This is a genomic window from Microbacterium sp. B19, from assembly GCF_000333395.1.
Classification (GTDB): domain Bacteria; phylum Actinomycetota; class Actinomycetes; order Actinomycetales; family Microbacteriaceae; genus Microbacterium.
Window position 1 is genome coordinate 1 of record NZ_BADA01000227.1, and the last position, 18124, is coordinate 18124.

At 72.0% G+C, this 18124-nt stretch carries 16 protein-coding genes and 1 pseudogene; 13 read left to right on the forward strand and 4 right to left on the reverse strand.

All coding sequences use genetic code 11. The features are described from left to right. The first annotated feature begins 316 nt into the window (after positions 1–316). The 7 genes from I5G_RS08435 (at position 317) to I5G_RS08465 (ending at position 8415) form a co-directional block, all read left to right on the forward strand. Positions 317–1600, forward strand: coding sequence for an amidohydrolase family protein (locus I5G_RS08435; RefSeq protein WP_022878664.1), 1284 nt, complete (start codon positions 317–319; stop codon positions 1598–1600). 7 nt (positions 1601–1607) lie between these two features. Next, positions 1608–2387 (forward strand): ABC transporter ATP-binding protein, encoded by a 780-nt coding sequence (locus I5G_RS08440; protein ID WP_022878665.1) that lies wholly within the window; start codon positions 1608–1610, stop codon positions 2385–2387. Then, on the forward strand, positions 2384–3277 hold the full coding sequence (locus I5G_RS08445; RefSeq protein WP_022878666.1) for an ABC transporter permease: 894 nt from the start codon (positions 2384–2386) through the stop codon (positions 3275–3277). The genes I5G_RS08440 and I5G_RS08445 overlap by 4 nt, the downstream gene beginning before the upstream one ends. Positions 3278–3432: 155 nt before the next feature. Next, on the forward strand, positions 3433–4614 hold the full coding sequence (locus I5G_RS08450) for a hypothetical protein (RefSeq protein WP_022878667.1): 1182 nt from the start codon (positions 3433–3435) through the stop codon (positions 4612–4614). A gap of 270 nt (positions 4615–4884) precedes the next feature. Continuing rightward, a complete protein-coding gene (locus tag I5G_RS08455; RefSeq protein ID WP_022878668.1) occupies positions 4885–6216 on the forward strand; it encodes an FAD-binding oxidoreductase in 1332 nt (443 codons plus the stop codon). After that, entirely contained in the window at positions 6213–6992 is a 780-nt protein-coding gene (locus tag I5G_RS08460) for a creatininase family protein (protein ID WP_022878669.1), read from the forward strand. The genes I5G_RS08455 and I5G_RS08460 overlap by 4 nt, the downstream gene beginning before the upstream one ends. Before the next feature lie 214 nt (positions 6993–7206). Next, entirely contained in the window at positions 7207–8415 is a 1209-nt protein-coding gene (locus I5G_RS08465; RefSeq protein ID WP_022878670.1) for an MFS transporter, read from the forward strand. A gap of 114 nt (positions 8416–8529) precedes the next feature. Here the strand turns inward: I5G_RS08465 and I5G_RS21445 are convergent, their stop codons facing one another. Next, positions 8530–9327: an alpha/beta fold hydrolase gene (locus I5G_RS21445; protein WP_022878671.1), complete on the reverse strand. Its 798-nt coding sequence runs from the start codon at positions 9325–9327 to the stop codon at positions 8530–8532. A 265-nt stretch (positions 9328–9592) separates the two neighbouring features. Here I5G_RS21445 and I5G_RS24570 point away from each other — a divergent pair, with 265 nt between their 5' ends. Further along, positions 9593–10135, forward strand: coding sequence for a LysM domain-containing protein (locus tag I5G_RS24570; RefSeq protein ID WP_187288820.1), 543 nt, complete (start codon positions 9593–9595; stop codon positions 10133–10135). A gap of 14 nt (positions 10136–10149) precedes the next feature. Here I5G_RS24570 and I5G_RS08480 read toward each other — a convergent pair whose 3' ends face one another. Then, positions 10150–11526 carry an amidohydrolase family protein gene (locus I5G_RS08480; RefSeq protein WP_022878673.1) on the reverse strand — a complete coding sequence of 459 codons (1377 nt, stop codon included), beginning with the start codon at positions 11524–11526 and terminating at the stop codon, positions 10150–10152. Positions 11527–12092: 566 nt separating this feature from the next. After that, complete coding sequence (locus I5G_RS21450; RefSeq protein WP_022878674.1) at positions 12093–13043, reverse strand: alpha/beta hydrolase; 951 nt, start codon at positions 13041–13043, stop codon at positions 12093–12095. A gap of 369 nt (positions 13044–13412) precedes the next feature. Here I5G_RS21450 and I5G_RS08490 point away from each other — a divergent pair, with 369 nt between their 5' ends. The 3 genes from I5G_RS08490 to I5G_RS08500 all read left to right on the forward strand — a co-directional run bounded on the left by I5G_RS08490 (position 13413) and on the right by I5G_RS08500 (position 15770). After that, complete coding sequence (locus tag I5G_RS08490) at positions 13413–13910, forward strand: pyridoxamine 5'-phosphate oxidase family protein (RefSeq protein ID WP_022878675.1); 498 nt, start codon at positions 13413–13415, stop codon at positions 13908–13910. 216 nt (positions 13911–14126) lie between these two features. After that, a complete protein-coding gene (locus tag I5G_RS08495) occupies positions 14127–14831 on the forward strand; it encodes an SDR family NAD(P)-dependent oxidoreductase (protein ID WP_022878676.1) in 705 nt (234 codons plus the stop codon). A gap of 213 nt (positions 14832–15044) precedes the next feature. Continuing rightward, positions 15045–15770: a GNAT family N-acetyltransferase gene (locus tag I5G_RS08500; protein WP_022878677.1), complete on the forward strand. Its 726-nt coding sequence runs from the start codon at positions 15045–15047 to the stop codon at positions 15768–15770. A 366-nt stretch (positions 15771–16136) separates the two neighbouring features. On the opposite strand, the gene I5G_RS08505 is transcribed toward I5G_RS08500, so the two are convergent. Beyond that, complete coding sequence (locus I5G_RS08505) at positions 16137–17159, reverse strand: methylenetetrahydrofolate reductase C-terminal domain-containing protein (protein ID WP_022878678.1); 1023 nt, start codon at positions 17157–17159, stop codon at positions 16137–16139. Positions 17160–17300: 141 nt separating this feature from the next. Between I5G_RS08505 and I5G_RS08510 the strand changes: the two genes are divergently transcribed. Beyond that, complete coding sequence (locus I5G_RS08510; protein WP_026095778.1) at positions 17301–17915, forward strand: pyridoxal 5'-phosphate synthase; 615 nt, start codon at positions 17301–17303, stop codon at positions 17913–17915. 3 nt (positions 17916–17918) lie between these two features. Continuing rightward, positions 17919–18124 (forward strand): annotated as a pseudogene (locus tag I5G_RS08515) (FAD-binding molybdopterin dehydrogenase); the annotation flags it as partial.

Sequence of the window (18124 nt, forward strand, 5' to 3'; positions counted from 1 at the left end):
ACCGCGAAGCGCGGTGCGCGTTCGGCGCGGCCCACTGAGTCCCCGGCATCCGTTTCCTCTGCGGCGGTTCCCTCGGGCGACAAACGCCCACCCGACGGCCCGGGGCGGATGCCGTGAAACGTGCGCGAATCGCGGAGGTTCTGCGGAGCGCGAGCAGGTTTGTCACGAGGGTCACGAGCGGGAAATACGGCGGAAACGACCGGTTCCTAGCATCGGAAACAGCCCGGATGTTGGTCACACCAACACTGGCTCGCCGCTCCCGACGGCACCCGCCTCGACGATGCGGCATCCCTTCCCTCACTTTTCGGAGGTCCTCGTGTCCGCCGCTCCACCCGTCTCGATCAGCGAGATCCGCAACGCGCGACTGTCGTCCGGCGCGCTCGTGGACATCGCGATCGACGGCGACACGGTGGTCGCGGTGGTCCCGGCGGGGACGCCGCTGCCCGAGACCGACGGCGAGATCCTCGACCTCGCCGGCTACGTCGTCACGGCGGCCGGTGCGGAGCCGCATGCGCACCTCGACAAGTCGCAGTCGTGGGATGCCATCCAGCCCCCGTTCGGCGACCTCGTGCGCGCGATCGAGAGCTGGCAGGCCTTCGCCCAGAACCTCGACGAGGACGAGACGCTCGACCGGGCGCGCTCCACGGCGGTGCGGATGCTGGCATCCGGGATCACCGCCGTCCGGACGCACGTCGACCTGCTCCGCGGCGAGGACGCGCTGATCGGGGTCCGCGCCCTCGTGCGGCTGCGCGAGGAACTGCGCGGCGTCATGGACATCGAGCTCGTGGCCCTCGGCGGACCGACCGTACCGGACGCGGTGTTCGACGCCGCGCTCGACGCGGGCATCGACCTGGTCGGCGGGGCACCGCATCTCGCGGACGACCCGATCGCCGACCTCGACCGCCTCATCGCGATCGCGCGGCGCCGCGACGTCGGCCTCGACCTGCACACCGACGAGAGCCTCGCCGGTGCCGACACGCTCGCCGCCTACGCCCGCGCCGTCACCGGCTGGCACCGCCCCCGCAGCGCCGGCCACTGCGTACGGCTGAGCATGATGCCGACCGAGGACCTCGCCTCCCTGGCGGAGGACGTGCGCGTCGCCGACATCGGCGTCATCGCCCTCCCGATCACCAACCTGTACCTGCAGGGATGGGATGCCGACCACGCTGTGCCGCGCGGAATCGCGCCGATCGGCCGCCTGAAGGCCGCCGGCGTCCGCGTCGCGGCCGGAGCCGACAACGTGCGCGACCCCTTCAACCCCGTCGGGCGTTGCGATCACCTCGAGACCGCGTCCCTGCTCGTCGCCGCGGGGCACCTCGCCCCGGAGGAGGCGATGGATGCCGTCACCTCCGGCGCGCGGGACGTCATGGGCCTGCCGGTCGCCGGGCCGATCCCCGGCGCCCGCGCCGACCTCGTCGCGATCCGCGCCGCCTCGCTCGGCGAAGCCGTCGCGTTCGCCTCCGCCGACCGCGTCGTGCTCCATCGCGGACGCGTCGTCAGCCGCACGACGGTGTCGACGCAGACCGCCCTCCCCGTCCGCACACCCCTCGCCGACGCACCCGCACCGGCGCTTCCGACCCTCGTCCCGACCGGAAAGTGAGCGTTTCGTGACCCTCGCCTCCCCCTCCCCGGCAGCCACGCTCGCGGACCCCGCGGCGCCGCTGCTGGACTTCCGGAACGTCGCCATGACGTTCCCCAACGGCACCACCGCTCTCTCGGGCGTCGACCTCGTCGTCCAGCGCGGCGAGTTCGTCAGCGTCGTCGGCCCCTCGGGCTGCGGCAAGTCGACCCTGCTGCGCATCGCCTCCGGCCTCGAGTCCGCGAGCGAAGGCACCGCGACGGTCAACACCGACCGGATCGGGTACGTCTTCCAGGACGCGACGCTCCTGCCCTGGCGCGACGTGCAGTCGAACGTCGAACTGCTCGCCGAGCTCAACTGGCAGCCCAAGCGGGTGCGCACCCCGAAGGCGAAGTGGGCGATCGACCTGGTCGGCCTCAACGGCTTCGAGAAGCACCTGCCCAAGCAGATGTCGGGCGGCATGAAGATGCGCGCGTCCCTCGCCCGCTCCCTCACCCTCGACCCGGAACTCTTCCTCTTCGACGAGCCGTTCGGCGCCCTCGACGAGATCACGCGCGAGCGTCTGAACGACGAGCTGCTGAAGATCTTCGTCGAGCAGAAGTTCGGTGGCCTCTTCATCACGCACTCGGTCTCCGAAGCGGTCTACCTCTCCACCAAGGTCGTCGTCATGTCCGGCCGCCCCGGTCACCTCGTCGACACGTTCGAGGTTCCCTTCGACATGCCTCGCGACCCCGAGATCCGCTACACGGGCGAGTTCGCCAAGCTCGTCGGCGAGGTCTCCCACGCCCTCCGGGAAGGACACTCATGAGCACCACCTCTGCAGAGCCGGTCGTCTCCGAGACGTCCGAGCCCACGGCATCCACCCCCGCCCCGACGGGTGACACGGCCCCCAAGGTCCCGCGCGGTCGCAGCAAGATCACGCGCGCGCTGATCCTCGCGGCCCCGCCCCTCGGCGTGCTGGCCGTGCTCGTGGGCATCTGGTACCTGATCGCCGGCATCCTGACGGCCACGGGCAAGGGCTTCCTCCTGCCGATGCCCCACGAGATGTTCACGAAGGGCTTCTTCGACCCGCAGGTCAGCGTCGACATCTGGACCGCGCTGTTCCGCACCACCGGCGTCGCCCTCACCGGTCTGCTGGTCGCCATGATCATCGGCATCGGCTGGGCCGTCGCGATGTCGCTGGCCCGCTGGGTCGAGCGCAGCACGTATGCCTACGCGGTGATCCTGCAGTGCATCCCGATCCTCGCCCTCGTGCCGCTCGTCGGCTTCTGGTTCGGATACGAGTTCACGGCCCGCGTGATCGTCTGCATCCTGATCGCCCTGTTCCCGATGGTGTCGAACACCCTGTTCGGTCTGCAGTCGGTCGACAAGTCGCAGCGCGAGCTGTTCCGCCTCCAGAAGGCCAACAAGTGGACGGTGCTCACCAAGCTCACCCTCCCCGCCGCGCTCCCCTCGATCTTCGTGGGCATGCGCACCTCGGCCGGTCTGTCGGTCATCGGCGCGATCGTCGGCGACTACTTCTTCCGCCGCGGCGAACCGGGCATCGGCTCGCTCATCTCCAACTACCAGTCGCGCCTGCAGAGCGCCGAGCTGTTCGCCTCGATCCTCGCGGCGTGCCTCCTCGGCGTGGTCATCTTCGCCTTCTTCGGCTGGCTGTCGAAGGTCGCCGTCGGCCGCTGGTACGAAGCAGCACGCTGATCCCCGCGGGCCCGCCCGCACCGCACAGACCCTTCACACAGACACCGGATGCCACGGCACCGCGCCCTCGGGCGTGCCCGCGGCCGTGGCATCCGAACCCCTCCCGCACCACCTCCGTACCCGAGAGTTCCACCCGTCACAGAAAGCGAAACAGCATGAAGCGCAGCACCCTCCTTCGCGGTACCGCCGTCACCGGCGCGTTCGCGATCGCCCTCACGCTCACCTCGTGCGCCGGGAGCGCCGCGGACCAGGCGGCGCCGAGCAGCACCGACCTCACCGTCGGCTCCGTCGACCTGTCGGCCGACTGCCCCTCGACGATCGTCGTCCAGACCGACTGGAACCCCGAGGCCGAGCACGGTCACCTCTACGAGATGATCAAGGACAAGTACACGATCGACGCCAACACCAAGGCGGTCACCGGCCCCCTCATGTCGGACGGCGAGTACACCGGTGTGAACCTCGAGATCCGTGCCGGTGGCCCCGCGATCGGCTTCCAGACCGTCTCGGCGCAGATGTACCAGGACGACAAGATCACCCTCGGCTACGTCAGCACCGACGAGGCCATCCAGCTCTCCAGCACCACGCCCACCAAGGCCGTCATGGCGCCGCTGGACATCAGCCCGACCATGGTCATGTGGGACCCGGCGACCTACCCGGACGTCAAGACGATCCAGGACGTCAAGCCCGCGCTCGAGTCCAAGAAGGGCGTCTGGCGCTACTTCGACGGCTCGGCGTACATCGAGTACCTCAAGAGCGCGGGCCTCGCCAGCGCCGACATCCTCGACGGCTCGTACGACGGCACCCCGTCGAACTTCGTCGCCGCCGGCGGCAAGGACATGCAGCAGGGCTTCGCGTCCGCTGAGCCGTACGTCTACCAGAACGAGGTCTCGGCCTGGGGCAAGCCGGTGAAGTTCGCGCTGATCCACGACTCCGGATGGCAGACCTACCAGTCGTCGATGTCCGTCAAGGCCGCCGACTTCGACAAGCTGAGCCCCTGCCTCACGAAGCTCGTCCCCGTCCTGCAGAAGGCCGGCGTCGCGTACTACAAGGACCCGAAGGCCGCGAACGACCTCATCCTGAAGCTCGTCGACGAGTACAACACCGGCTGGACCTACACGCAGGGCGTGGCGGACTACTCGGTCAAGACGCAGGTCGACCTCGGCCTCGTCGGCAACGGCCCCGACTCGACCTACGGCAACTTCGACGACGCCCGCTTCGCGGACTTCTTCGACAAGGCCAGCAAGGTCTACACCGACCTCGGCACCCCGCCCGCGGCCGGTTACACCCCGAAGGACCTGTACACGAACGAGTTCATCGACACCTCGATCTCGTTCTGATCGAACCGGCCCGGTCCGCCTCGCGCGGGCCGGGCCATGTCAGGTCCCGCCCCGCCCGGCGCCCCGCCGCCCGGCGCCCCGCCCGGCGCCCCGCCGCCCGGCTCGGCGCCCCCGATTTCGCCGAGACTGCATCCCACTGACAACTCCATTGCAGCCTGCAGCCGAGATGTCAGCCCACTGCAGTCTCGGCGATCGAAGACCACCCCCGCCCCGGCCGCACCGCGGCCCCGACACCTGGCATCCACCCACTCGCGTCACCCGGAGACACCCATGAGCGACACCGCCACCCGCGTCCTCTCCCTCGAGGACGACCTGCTCGACCTGCTCGGTCCCGCCGCCGTCAGCACCGAACCGCGCGTGCGCGAGCGCGCCAGCGTCGACGGGTCGCCGATGTCGCCGATCATCGCCGCCAAGCTCCCCCTCGGACTCGCCGACCTCGTCGTGTTCCCGGCGGATGCCGAGCAGATCGCGATCGCGGTCGCCGCGGCCGCGCGGCACGGCGTACCCGTCACCGTGCGCGGCAAGGGCACCGGCAACTACGGCCAGGCCATTCCGATGCAGGGCGGCCTCGTCATCGACACCACCCGCGCCAAGGCGATCATCGAGGTCGGCGACGGCTTCATCACCGCCGAAGCCGGAACTCCCATGGTGCTGCTCGAGCAGGCCGCGTGGGCCGCCGGCCAGGCGCTGTGGATGTACCCCTCGACGGCGCAGTCCACCCTCGGCGGCTTCCTCTCCGGCGGCTCCGGAGGCACCGGCTCCATCGAGCACGGCTCCAACGACCGCGGCTTCGTGGCCGCGCTCGACGTCGTCCACGCCGACGGCAGCGCCGACATCATCCACGTCGAGGGCGACGAAGCCCAGAAGTACGTGCACAACTACGGCACGGCCGGCGTCATCGTGCGCGCCACCGTCCGGCTCGAGCCGCTGCGCGAGTGGCGCGGGCTGTGGGCGAGCTTCCCCGACTTCTCCGGCACCCTGTCGGTGCTGCAGACCATCGGCAACCTCGACCCGACTCCGCGTCTCGTGTCCGGCGACGGGCCCGAGATCTCGGCATCCCTCCCCGCCGACGAGGCCATCCCGGAGGGCCGGTCGAGCCTGCGCGCGATCATCGACGCGTCGCTCATCGACACCGTCACCGCGATCGTCGAGGGCGCGGGCGGCCGCGTCGAGGCGGTGCGCGAGGGACCGCAGGCCAGCATCCGCCTGTCGATGCTCAGCTACAACCACCCGGTCGAGTGGTACCAGAAGAGCCAGCCGCACGAGGTGTTCCACCTGGAGGTCTCGGGCGCCCCGCTCGCCGAGGACGTCGACGCCGTCGAGGCCGTGTTCGCCGGTGCGAAGCTGCACATCGAGTCGACGAAGGCGTTCCCCATCGGCATGCTCGCCGCCCCCTACGTCAGCGAGGAGGACGTGTACCGCGGGATCGCCGACCTCAACGGGATCGGCGTGGGCGTGCACAACCCGCACCAGTGGAACGTCGACTTCAACGTCGAGCAGACCGCCGAGCTCGCCAAGACCACCGACCCGGACGGGCTGCTGAACCCCGGCAAGCTCAACCCCGACTACTCGGGCGCACGCAAGGGAGCGATCATCTCGTGAGCCGCCTACTCGCCGAACTGAGCGGCCCCGCCGCCGCCGAAGCCCTCACCGACAAGTCGATCATCGTGCTGCCCACGGGCGCGATCGAGCACCACGGTCCGCACCTTCCCCTGGCGACGGATGCCATCGTCGCAGAAGCCTCCGCCACGGCCGCCGTCGCGCGCGCCGCGGCACAGGGCATCGACGTGTGGCAGCTGCCGACGCTGTCGGTCACGAAGTCCGACGAGCACTCGTGGGCGCCGGGCACGCTGTGGCTCACGCCCGAGACGATGATGCAGACCATCGTCGACATCGGCCGCTCGCTCCTGACCACGCGCGCCCGCACCCTCGTGTTCCTCAACGGACACGGCGGCAACGTCGCGCTGCTCAACGTCGCGAACCGCGAGCTGCGCCGACGCTTCGGCCTGCGCACGTTCTTCATGCCCGCCGCGCGCGTGCCGTCCTTCAGCGGCACCGACGGCGGTCCTGACGAGCACGGCACGGGGATCCACGCCGGATACGGCGAGACGAGCATGATCATGCACCTGCGGCCCGAACTCGTGGATGCCTCGAAATTCGAGGCCACCGTTCCCGCGCACATCGGCGACTTCCGGCACATCGGTTTCAACGGCAAGCCCGTGACCTTCGGCTGGCTCTCGAACGACTTCGGTCCCACCGGCGTGCTCGGCGACCCGACCGGCGCGAACGCCGCCCACGGCGCCGAACTGTTCGAGGACAGCGTGTCGTTCGTCGTGGAGGCGCTCGAGGAGATCAGCCGATTCGACTACACCGCGTGAGCGCGCTGCGGGCGCGGCCTGGGCGAGCACAACTCCTGCGGGACGGAGGGTTTCCGCCTCCGTGCACCCCTGGGGCACCGATCCGCCGGAGTTGTGCCCGCCCGCCGTCCCCGCGGCCCCACCCTGCACAACTCCTGCACCGCCGGGCGACAGCCGCCCCCGCCCGCCGGCATCCACAGATCCGCCGGAGTTGTGCACCCCGGGAGGACGCCGCGTGACCGCCGCGACCGAAGCCACCGGCGTGCGCGCCTACGCGCAGGTGCTGCGGCTGCCGGGGGCGCGGACGTTCGTGGCGGCCGGCATCCTGGCCCGATTCCCGCGTGCGACGCTGTCGCTCGGGATCATCCTGCTCGTGTCGGCCGCGACCAGCAGCTTCGGGTCGGCCGGGATCGTCGTGGCCCCGCTCGTCATCGGCATGGCGGTAGCCGCACCCCTGTGGTCGTCGCGCATGGACCGGCACGGCCAGGCCCGGGTGATCCTGATCTCGCTCGGATGCCTCGTGCTCGCGGCATCCGCTCTCCTGGCGCTCGTGCTGGCGGGCGCGCCCTTCTGGACGTGGCTCGTCGCCGCGTTCGCGACCGGTACCGCGACGCCCGATCTGACGTCGGCGGTGCGCGCGCGGTGGACGGTGCTCGCACCGGAGTCGCAGCGGACCCACGCTCTCGCGCTCGAGACGATCGGCGACCAGATGGTGTTCATCTCGGGACCTCCGGTCATCACCGCGGTCGCCGCCGCGATCAACCCCGCGGTCGCGATGCTCGGCTCGCTCACGCTCGGGGTGATCGGCGGCGTGTGGCTGGCGTCGCAGCGGGCGACACAACCTGTCGCGACCGGCGCGAGAGGCCGCGCCCGGTTCGTGTGGCCGCCCGCCGGAGTCGTTCCCGTGGCGCTCGCGTGCATCGCGATGGGCGGCGTGTTCGGGGCGTTCGACGTGACGCTCGTCGGGTGGGCGGAGGTCGGCGGTCGCCCGTGGCTCGCCGGTCCCGCGTTCAGCGCGCTGGCGCTCGCCATCGCCGTGGGGTCCGTGATCACCGGCGCCCGCGCGTGGAAGCTGTCGCCCATCGCGCGGTTCATCGGATTCGCCGCGGCGGCCGCGATCGTCGCCCTCGCACTCCCCCTCGCCCAGGGACTCACCCCGGTGCTGTTCCTCGCGATCCTGCTCCTGGGGCTGCTGATGGCACCCGTGATGATCTCGGGGATCCTCGTGGCATCCGCGCGCGCCCCCGAAGGACGCGTGACGGAGACGCTGGCCTACCCGACCGCGGCGATGTCGCTCGGCGTCCCGATCGGCGGCGTGATCGCAGGGTCCGCCCTGGATGCCACGGGCCCCGCGACGGCGCTCATCACCCTCGCCGTGGCGCTGGCATGCGCCGCCGCGATCGCCGTGGCGGGCGAGGGCGTGCTGCGGGTCGCGCGGCGCTGAGGCGCTGGCCGGCCGGGGTGGCCCCGGGAACGCCGAGACTGCAACCGGCTGACATCCCGGTTGCAGGCTGCAGTGGAGTTGTCAGGCGGGTGCAGTCTCGCGGTCTCCGCCCCGTCACAGCACGGCCGCGAGGTGCCGCAGCACCGACACGTGGCCGTCGTCGGGGTGCAGCTGCAGCGTCGCGTTCGGGAGCGCCTCGGCCAACAGGCGCGCGTGGTGCGGCGGGATCACGCGGTCTCGCTCACCCTGGACCAGCAGGACGGATGCCATGACCTCGGCCGACGCGAACCCCCACGGCCGCACGAAGGCGAGGTCGTCGTCGAGGAGCCCGTCGTCACCGTACGCGGCGGACGCCCCGACGTCGGCCCCGAGCGACGCCCACTCCCCCTCGAGCGCGGCGTAGTCGGCATCCACGAAGGAGTCCGGGTCGAACTCGTCGAACTCGTCGACCTCGGCGAATCGGCGGCGCGCCTCTTCTCCCTCCGCGGCGGCGCGGAGCGCCCGCGGCGCCTGCATCCCGGCGAACCACTGGTCGCGCCCGTCGAACGGCGCCGGAGACGCGAACGTCACGACGCGACGGACGAGCCCGGGCATCACGGCCGCGCACGCGAGCGCGTGCGGTCCGCCGCCCGACGCCCCGACGGAGACGATGGATGCCACACCGAGCGCCTCCACCACGGAGCGCAGCCCCGCGGCGACGTCGGCGACGGTCCGGCCCGGGACGCGCGGCGACAGCGCATACGCGGGCCGCGCGACCGACACGACGGCGAGTCCGCGGGCGTCGGCCGCCGCCTGCACGGGCGGGAGGATCGCTCCCGTCTGCGGCGATCCGTGGTGCCACAGCAGCACGTCGCGTCCGGAGAGATCGGCGTGGGACGTGTGGACGTCGAGGCCCGCGATGGTCGTGCGCATGCGCCCAGGCTCGCACGTCTCGTCCGGCGCGGGGCGGGTCCGCGGTCCGCGGTCCGCAGTCCGCAGTCCACGGTCCGCAGTCCACGGTCCGCGAGACTGCACGTGGCCGACATCCCGGTTGCGGGCTGCAGTGGATTCGTCAGGTGGATGCAGTCTCGCGGATCCGGGGTGCCGGCTCACGCCGCGCGGGCTCGCGCCGCACGGGCGCGCGGTTCCGGGCGAGAGCGCGCGGTTCCGGGCGAGAGCGCGACGTACACTTCGTCGCATGGGGACAGTGCGCACGACCACGACGTTGGCCATCGGCATCCTGGTGGTGGTGCTCACCGGGTGCACGCCGACCGCGGCTCCGCCGACCGAATCGACTCCGTCGGCGTCGGCGGCATCCGTCGCGGATTCGGGCCACGCGTCGCCCGCCGTCGCGACGCCGGCCGGTTGCGACCCGGCGACCTCCACGCATCCGGTCACCGATCCCAGCGATCCCGAGCAGCTCGGTGGTCGCAGCCTCGCCGTCCCCCACGACGGTGGCGTCACCGCGATGGCGTCCGGTGAGGCGATCGTCGACGGCGACGGGGTCCCGGTGGCCTATCGCGTCGCGTCCGGCGACGCGCTCTTCACGATCGCCGCGCGGTTCTGCCTCACCGAGGACTGGCTGCAGCTCATCAATCACGCGCGCCGCGACAATGCCGGTCTGTATCCCGGCGACACCCTCAACCTCGACGCGCACACGATCTTCACCGTCGGGGATGAGAACGGCGTCGTGGCGCACAACACCTTCACCGACGGATACAAGCTCCCGCCGCAGCGATAAGCCGCAGCCGCCGTTTACAGGATGACGCCGAACTCGTCCGCCAGCGCGGGCAGCTCGGTGTGCAGCACGTGCGACGCCTCCGCGGCGAGCGGGTTGGTCGAGACGCCGTTCTCGTTCACGAGCTTGCCGCCCACGTACACCTGCTTCAGGTTGCGCAGCCCGCACGCGAGCACGTAGCTGCGCACCGGGTTCCACAGCGGACCGACGTCCGGAAGCCGCGGGTCGACGACCACGAAGTCGGCGAACTTGCCCACCTCGAGGCTGCCGACTCGGTCGTCGACGCCCATGATCTCGGCGCCGCCGAGGGTGTGCAGGCGCAGGACGCGCTCCGGCATCATCGACAGCGGGTCGTGCGTGCGGGCGCGCTGCATGAACATGCCCATGCGCATGTTCTGCCACGGGTCGGCGACGTCGGTGCAGGCCTGGTCGTCGAGGCCCATGCCGACCTTCATGCCCAGGTCCAGCATCTCGGGCACGTGCGCGACACCCGACGCCAGACGCCCGTTGGATGCCGGCTGCCACGACATCGCGGCGCCGCCGGCCGCGGCATCCGCGATGATCTCCGGCGTCGTCTGGATGAAGTGCCCGAACATCATGCCCGGGCGCAGCGCACCGGCGTTCTTGTACAGCTGGAACTTCGTCTGCTGGTGCTCGATCGCCTCGTACGTCTCGAGGAAGTGCGCCTGGTTGGTGACGCCGAAGCGGTCCATGACGGCGACCTCGATCTCGGCGGCGTCGGGCCTCGTCGACCACTGCACCTGCCCCATGATCGAGGCGCCGAGCGCGATGTCCGGATCCATCGCCAGGACGTGATCGAGGGATGCCTCGAACCGGGCGAAGATCTCGTCGTCGGTGCCGACGGTCGCATCGAGCGCGATGGAGTCGACGAAACGGAGCCCTGCGTCGAGGCATCCATCCGCCTGCCGGGTGTGCCAGGCGTGATCGCGCAGGATGCCGCCGCCGTCGGCGCGCTTGCCGTCGACCATCGGCTCCCACGGCAGGAGCGGGTCGGTGAAGTTGTACGCGGTGGTCACGCCGTTGGCGAGGAAGTCGAGGGAGCCGTGCAGCGTCGCCCAGTAGATCTGGTCGGGAGAGGCGTTGTTGAGCACGCTGAACATCGACGTGCACCAGCCGTACAGCGTCTGGTCGACGCCGAGCCCGCGCGAGCCGCTCGTGAACAGGTGGCTGTGCGACGAGACGAAGCCCGGAGCGACGAACTTGCCGTCGACGTCGAGGATCTCGTCGGCCGTGAGCCCCGGATCGGGGTCGCCGGCACCGATCGCGGCGATGCGTCCGTCCTGGACGAGCATGTATCCGCGCTCGATGTAGCCGGGGTCGTCGGTACCCGCGGGAACCGTGATGAGACGTGCGTTCGTGACCAGAAGCGACATGTTGATGACGGTAACAATCGCGTGTTTCCGCGGTGTTCCGAGTGTGCGGCGGGGCGTTTGCGGGGGGTTCTGCGGCGGCCCGTGTCCCGAAATGTGCGACCCAGCGCGCCTTCGGTCGCACGAAGTGGGACACGGTGCGCGCGACGCCGGGCGCAGCGCGCGGTGAGCACCGGCGCCTCTCCATGTCCCAGAATGTGCGACTCAGCGCCCCTTCGACCGCACAAAGTGGGACACGGTACGCGACGCGGGGCGCCGCGGCGGCCGGTGAGCACCGGCCGCCTCGCCCGTGTCCCAAAATGTGCGACTCAGCGCCCCTTCGGTCACACAAAGTGGGACACGGTACGCGCGACGCCGGGCGCCGCGGCGGGCGGTGACCACCGGCCGCCTCGCCCGTGTCCCAAAATGTGCGACCCAGCACCCCTTCGACCGCACAAAGTGGGACACGATGCAGCACGCGCTGCGAGCCGCCGAACCGACCATAAGTGGGACACGATGCGGCACGCGCTGCGAGCCGCCGAACCGACCATAGGTGGGACACGATGCGGCACGCGCCGCGCGCCGCGGCCTCAGGCGAATGCCGCGCGCACCGCCGGTGCCACCGCCGCGAGCACGGCGTCGCGCGCGGGGGTCGACGGGAACACCAGGAACAGGTGCGGCACACCCTCTCTCCGCAGGAACTCGACGGGGGTTCCGGATGCCGTCAACCGCTCGGCGTACTCCCCGGCTTCGTCGGAGAGCGGGTCGACGCCCGCCGCGACGATCACGGCCGGAGCCGAACCGACGAGCTCCGGCGCGCGCAACGGCGCCGCCTCGACCGGCACCGCGGCCGTGGCATCCCGGAGATACAGCCCCCAGTACCACTGCATGCCCTTCGCGGTCAGGGGCAGGTTCTCGGTGTGGGCGCGGTAGCTGGGGCGGTCGAGGTCGGGCGCGTCGAGCACGGGACACAGCAGAACCTGGACCCGGATGCCAGGCGCCCGACCCTCGCGCGAGCGCAACGCCAGCGCGGCGGCGAGGTTGCCTCCGGCGCTGTGTCCCGCGACGCCGAGGAGCGTCGGGTCGACGAGCCCTCCGGCCCCGGTCGAGGCGAACCGCAACGCCCGGTCGAGGTCGTCGAGGCCGGCGGGGAACGGATGCTCGGGCGCCAGCCGGTAGTCGACGCTCAGCACCTGCGCGCCGGTGGCCGCGGCGAGCGCGCGGCACAGGGCGTCGTTGTTGTCGAGGTCGCCCGCGACCCATCCGCCGCCGTGGGCGAACACGAGCGTTCCGCGATACCCGGCGCGCGGACGGTACAGGCGCAGCGCGAGGTCGCCGTCGGCGGTGTCGATCGACTCGATCACGTCGTCGTCGGGGAGTCGCACCCACGACGGGTTCGCACGGAGCTCGGCGATCCGCGCGGCGTCGTCGCCCTCGGCATCCGTCGCTCCGGAGGGGATCGTGCCCGCTCGCGCCGCGAGCCGCGCGAGGTGCGCGCGCACGTCCGGGTCGGTGATCGCGGGGTGGACGGTGTCGCTCACGGTGCTCCTCGGGGCTCGGGCGGGTTCGGGCGGGTTCGGCGGGGGTTCGGCGCCGCGTGGGCGGGCCGGGTCGGGTCGGTTCGGGCGGGTTCGGCGGGGGTTCGGCGCCGCGTGGGCGGGCCGGGTCGGGTCGGGTCGGGTCGGGGCGGGTCGGGGCGGGGTCGGGGTTCGCGCGGGCGGGGCGGGGTTCGCGCGGGACGGGACCAGCCCGTTCAGTGTCCAAGACACGCGGATGCCACGCGACCACGTCCGCGTGTCTTGGACACTCAACACCCTGGAGCGCCGCAACCGCGCGCACCGCGGCACGCCACCGCGCAAGCGTTACGGCGCGGAAACACCGCCGTCGCCCCGAGGCCCGAACATGTCCGCATGACCTCTCCCGTGCAGCGCGCGGCTGCGATCCTGTCCGCCCAGCGCTTCGTCGTGATCGGCACGGCCGACGCCGACGGGCCCTGGACCGCCGCGGCGCAGTACCGGCTCCTCCCGCGCGGCCTGTACGTCGAGTCCGACGTCTCGTCGCGGCACGCGCGCGCGATCGCGGCGTCGGGGATGGCATCCGGTGTCGTGTTCGATTCGACGGCCGCGCCCGCCGACGCGGACGGAGTGCAGCTGGCGTTCGCTGCGCGGGAAGTGGATGCCGAGGCCTCGGCGATCCGCGACGTCCTGGCCGCGCGGCTCCCCCGCGACGCCGGCGACGACGATCCGGCCGCGGTCCTGGCCGTGCCGACGAAGCGGTTGTACGTGCTCGAGGCGGTGCAGGCGTTCGTGTTCGACCGGGACGCGTGGCGCTCCCGCGGCACGGATGCCCGGCTCGAGGTCGACGTCGCCGAGGTGTGGGGGCTGCTCGCGGCCCAGCCCCATCGATAAACGCTCATCCTCCGCAGAAACGCCGCGTCACGCCGTTTCTGCCGAGGAAGGGCGTTTATCGCAGAGGGAGGGGGCCGGGCCGGAAGCAGGACGGGGTCCGAGAGAGACGCAGCGAAGCCGGCGTTACGCCGTCGAAACACCCGCGTCGCGTCACCGTTCGCGCTCGGGCGTACGGTGACGCCGACGGGCGCCCCCGACGCCCGAGTGAGGAGTGCCATGTCCCAGCGCGTCATCGTGACCGGAGGTTCGGGCGGCATCGGCGCCGCGATCGTGGAGCGCTTCGTGGCCGACGGCGCTGCGGTCGCGGTGCTCGACAGGCGCGCGCCCGCGGGGGAATCGGCATCCTTCTTCCCGGTCGATCTGCTCGATCCGCTCGACACGCGCCGTGCGGTCGGCGAGGCGATCGCGGCCCTCGGCGGCATCGACGTCCTCGTGAACTGCGCCGGGATCTTCCAACACGCGTCGCTCCTCGACATCACCGTCGACGACTGGGATCGCGTCCTCGACATCAACGCCCGCGCGACGCTCGTCACGATGCAGGCCGTCGCCCCCGTGATGCTCGAGGCGCGCCAGGGCTCGATCGTCAACATCGCGAGCATGGCCGCGAAGCACGGCGGCGGCGGCGAGGGACACTACGCCGCGTCGAAGGCCGCGGTCGTGGCGCTCACGCGCGCCGGCGCGCAGGAGTGGGGATGCCACGGCATCACCGTCAACGCGGTGTGCCCGGGCTACGTGCTCACCGACATGGGCGCCGACACCCGGTCCGAGGCCGACATCGCGGCGTGGAGCGCGAAGTCGCCGCTGGGGCGCCTCGGCATCCCGGAGGACGTCGCCGGCGTCACCCACTTCCTCGCCTCCCCCGCGGGCGGCTACCTGACCGGCCAGGCGATCAACGTCACCGGCGGCATGATCATGCACTGAGGCCGGGCGTGCGGCGGGCCGCGCCGGCACGGCGGGCGGGCGACGCGGGCGACGCGGGCGGGCGACACTCCTGAGAAATAGAGCCATACCGCGGGATCCGGAGGCCGATCCCCCTCAGCGCAGCAGTTTCTCAGGAGTTTGGCTCGCGGATCCCCGGGAATGACCCGCCCAGCCCGGCGTTGCATTTTGCGTACCCCACCCGGAATGGATGCCATGACCTCGGCCGACCTCGCCCCCTCCGCCGCGACCCCCGACGACCCCGCCGCCGTCCTCGACAACGCCGCGTGGCACTCGCTCGCGGGACCGCACGCGCATTTCGCGATCGGCGGCGACCTCGTGCGGCGGTATCCCGAGGACGTGGCGCCGTTCGTCGCCGTCCGCACGTGGGACGACCCCTCCGTGTGGGACGCGCTGCGCGACCTCGTCGGTCCAGGCGCCGAGGTGGGCCTCTCGGGCTACGAGGGCGAGCTGCCCGAGGGGTGGGAGTTCCTCGGCGGGGGCGAGGGCGTCCAGCTCGTCGAGACCGCCGCGCTCCAGCCGCGACCGTTCGAGGAGGCGATCGAGCTCGGTGCCGACGACGCGGCCGAGATGATGGCGATCGTGGAGCGGAATCAGCCCGGACCCTTCCGGCCCCGCACGCACGAGCTGGGCCGGTACATCGGCATCCGTCGCGGAGGACGCCTGGTCGCGATGGCCGGCGAGCGTCTGCACCCGACGGGCTGGACCGAGATCAGCGCCGTCGCCGTCGACGAGGATCACCGTCGCCAGGGACTCGCGTCACGACTCGTCCTCGACGTCGCCTTCCACGTTCAGCAGCGCGGCGACCGCGCCATGATGCACGCGGCCGCGACCAACGTCGGCGCCATCGCGGCGTACGAACGGCTCGGCTTCGCGCATCGACGGGTGAACCGCTTCGCCGCGGTGCGCACTCCGGCCTGACTCAGCGCACAACTCCTGCAGAACCCCCGCCCCGCGGCATCCACCCACCCCGCCAGGACACAACGCAGGAGTTCTGCACCCCGGATGCCACCAACCCGCGCCGCACCCCCACCCCGGGCCGCGACGTACACCGCACCCCGGCCACACCCCCACCCCGGGCCGCGACTGCCCGGCCCCGGCCCGCAGCGCACCGCGGTCCGCGGGCGCGGCGCACCCCGCGCGACCGCGCACAACTCCTGCAGAACCCCCGCCCCCGCGGCATCCACCCACCCCACCCGCACACAACGCAGGAGTTCTGCACCCCGGATGCCACCAACCCGCGCCGCACCCCCACCCCGGGCCGCGACCGCCCGGCCCCGGCCCGGGTCAGCGCAGCCGTCGCGCGATCTCCGCCTGGGCCTCGGCGAAGGACTCCTCGCCGCCGTCGCGGCCGCCCGACAGATTCACGCCCACCACCCCCGGCAGCGCGAGCAACTCCTCGGCGAGCGCGACGGCGAGCGCGATGCCCTCGGCGCGGGGATCGCGCGCGTCCCGGACCCGTGACAGGAATCCGTCCGGCAGCACCAGCGTCGTGAACGACTCGAGCACGTCGGCGGAGGCGTGGTCGACGACGACCGGCACGCACGGGATGAACCGCACCGGGGCGGCCACGGAGTCGATGAACCTCCGCACCGGTTCCGCTCCCCCGGCGTGGTTCACGAAGCAGACATCGGCGCCGGCGCGCAGCTTCTCGCGCAGCCGCGCGGCCCGGCGCTCCACCGGCGGCGCGGCGGGCGAGGCCGCGACCGACACGACGTGCCCCGCGGCCCGGGCGAGGGCGGCGGCCTCGGTCGAGTCGAGGTCGAACACGGGTGCGGCATCGGGCCGATGCCCCGTGCGGGTGTGGTCGCCGGTCACGCAGTGCACCCCGGCCACCCCCTCGACGGCCAGGGCCGCCAGCTCCCCCTCGATCGCCACGCGGTTGCGGTCGCGCATGTTGAGACCGGTCCACACCCGCAGCCCCGCGCGCCGCAGCAGGTGCGCCCGATACGCCGGAGGGAACTGGACCCGGGCCGTTCCCGCGTCGCCGGCGAGGACGGCATCCACTTCTCCGGCCAAGACCGCGGCGCAGGAGTCGATGGATGCCACGCTCAACGCGCGCGCGGGCAGGTCGGCGACGACCCACGGACGCGTACCGAACGAGGCCAGGGTCTCCGCGGCGGCGACCGTGCGCGGGCCGGGAGCCGGGACCGAGACGCGGTCGACGCCCGTCCACGGCACCGTCCCGCGCGGCAGGAACGCGCACGTGTGCTCGGGGTCGATCTCGCACGATCCGTCGAAGCCGACGCCGCCGCACGGGCCGTACTCCATGCGCTTCGGGCAGGCGTCGAGCAGGGGCAGCAGGGTCACGGGGCGCCTCCGATCCGGGGCCCGCGGCCCCCGTTCGGGACTGTACCGACCGCGTGTTTCCGCGAATGTTCATGGCGGCAACATCGCCGAAACGCGCGGTCCCTACGCTCGGCCATGACACTGCACAAACCGGAGGTGGGCATGATCACCGCAGGTACCACGTTCGGCTCCGACATCGACGGGACCGACACCCTCGTCTCCGATCCCGTCGCGCTGATGATCCAGTGGCTCCCCGAGCACGACAGCGAGCTGCGTCCCCTCGCGGCCCTGTCCACGATCGGCCGCGACGGACTCCCGTCGCTGCGTCACGTCCTGGTGAGCGACCGGGATGCCACGGGCCTGTACTTCCACACCGACGCCGCCAGCGCGAAGGTCACCGAGATCGCGGCCAACCCGGTCGCGGCGATGGCGGTCGCGTGGCCCGAGGTGGGTCGGCAGCTCGTCGTCCGCGGGATCGTCGAGCGCGTGAGCGCCCGCGAGGCCGCCGCCGTCTACGCCCAGCGCTCGCGGTACCTGCAGCTGCTGGCCTGGATGAACACGCTCGACAACGCACAGCTCCCCGCCGAGGAGCGCCGGCGCGTGTGGGCCGAGTTCGACTCGACGCACCCCGTCCTCGACCCGCCGCAGCGCTGGGTCGGATTCCGGTTGCGCCCGCTCACCCTGACGTTCTGGCGCGGCGACCCCGCTGGGCAGAGCACGCGGCAGCACTACCGACTCGACGATGGGGCGTGGTCGGGCGAGATCCTGGCGGGCTGACGCGTGGACATCACCTCCGTCACCTCCTACCGCGCCGCGCGCACCCGGGCGGACCTCACGCTCGCCCCGGGCGAGGTCGTCCTGGCCGGCGGCACCTGGCTCATGAGCGAGCCGCAGCCCGAGACCACGGGCTTCGTCGACCTCACGACCCTCGGCTGGCCCGACCTCGAGATCACCGACGCCGGTCTCAGGATCGGCGCCACCTGCAC

Bases quoted from the DNA above. Each gene is read 5' to 3' on its own strand.
- I5G_RS08445 (WP_022878666.1), top strand. From the start codon at position 2,384: ATGAGCACCACCTCTGCAGAGCCGGTCGTCTCCGAGACGTCCGAGCCC.
- I5G_RS08450 (WP_022878667.1), top strand. From the start codon at position 3,433: ATGAAGCGCAGCACCCTCCTTCGCGGTACCGCCGTCACCGGCGCGTTC.
- I5G_RS08455 (WP_022878668.1), top strand. From the start codon at position 4,885: ATGAGCGACACCGCCACCCGCGTCCTCTCCCTCGAGGACGACCTGCTC.
- I5G_RS21445 (WP_022878671.1), bottom strand. From the start codon at position 9,327: ATGCGCACGACCATCGCGGGCCTCGACGTCCACACGTCCCACGCCGAT.
- I5G_RS24570 (WP_187288820.1), top strand. From the start codon at position 9,593: ATGGGGACAGTGCGCACGACCACGACGTTGGCCATCGGCATCCTGGTG.
- I5G_RS08480 (WP_022878673.1), bottom strand. From the start codon at position 11,526: ATGTCGCTTCTGGTCACGAACGCACGTCTCATCACGGTTCCCGCGGGT.
- I5G_RS08490 (WP_022878675.1), top strand. From the start codon at position 13,413: ATGACCTCTCCCGTGCAGCGCGCGGCTGCGATCCTGTCCGCCCAGCGC.
- I5G_RS08495 (WP_022878676.1), top strand. From the start codon at position 14,127: ATGTCCCAGCGCGTCATCGTGACCGGAGGTTCGGGCGGCATCGGCGCC.
- I5G_RS08500 (WP_022878677.1), top strand. From the start codon at position 15,045: ATGACCTCGGCCGACCTCGCCCCCTCCGCCGCGACCCCCGACGACCCC.
- I5G_RS08510 (WP_026095778.1), top strand. From the start codon at position 17,301: ATGATCACCGCAGGTACCACGTTCGGCTCCGACATCGACGGGACCGAC.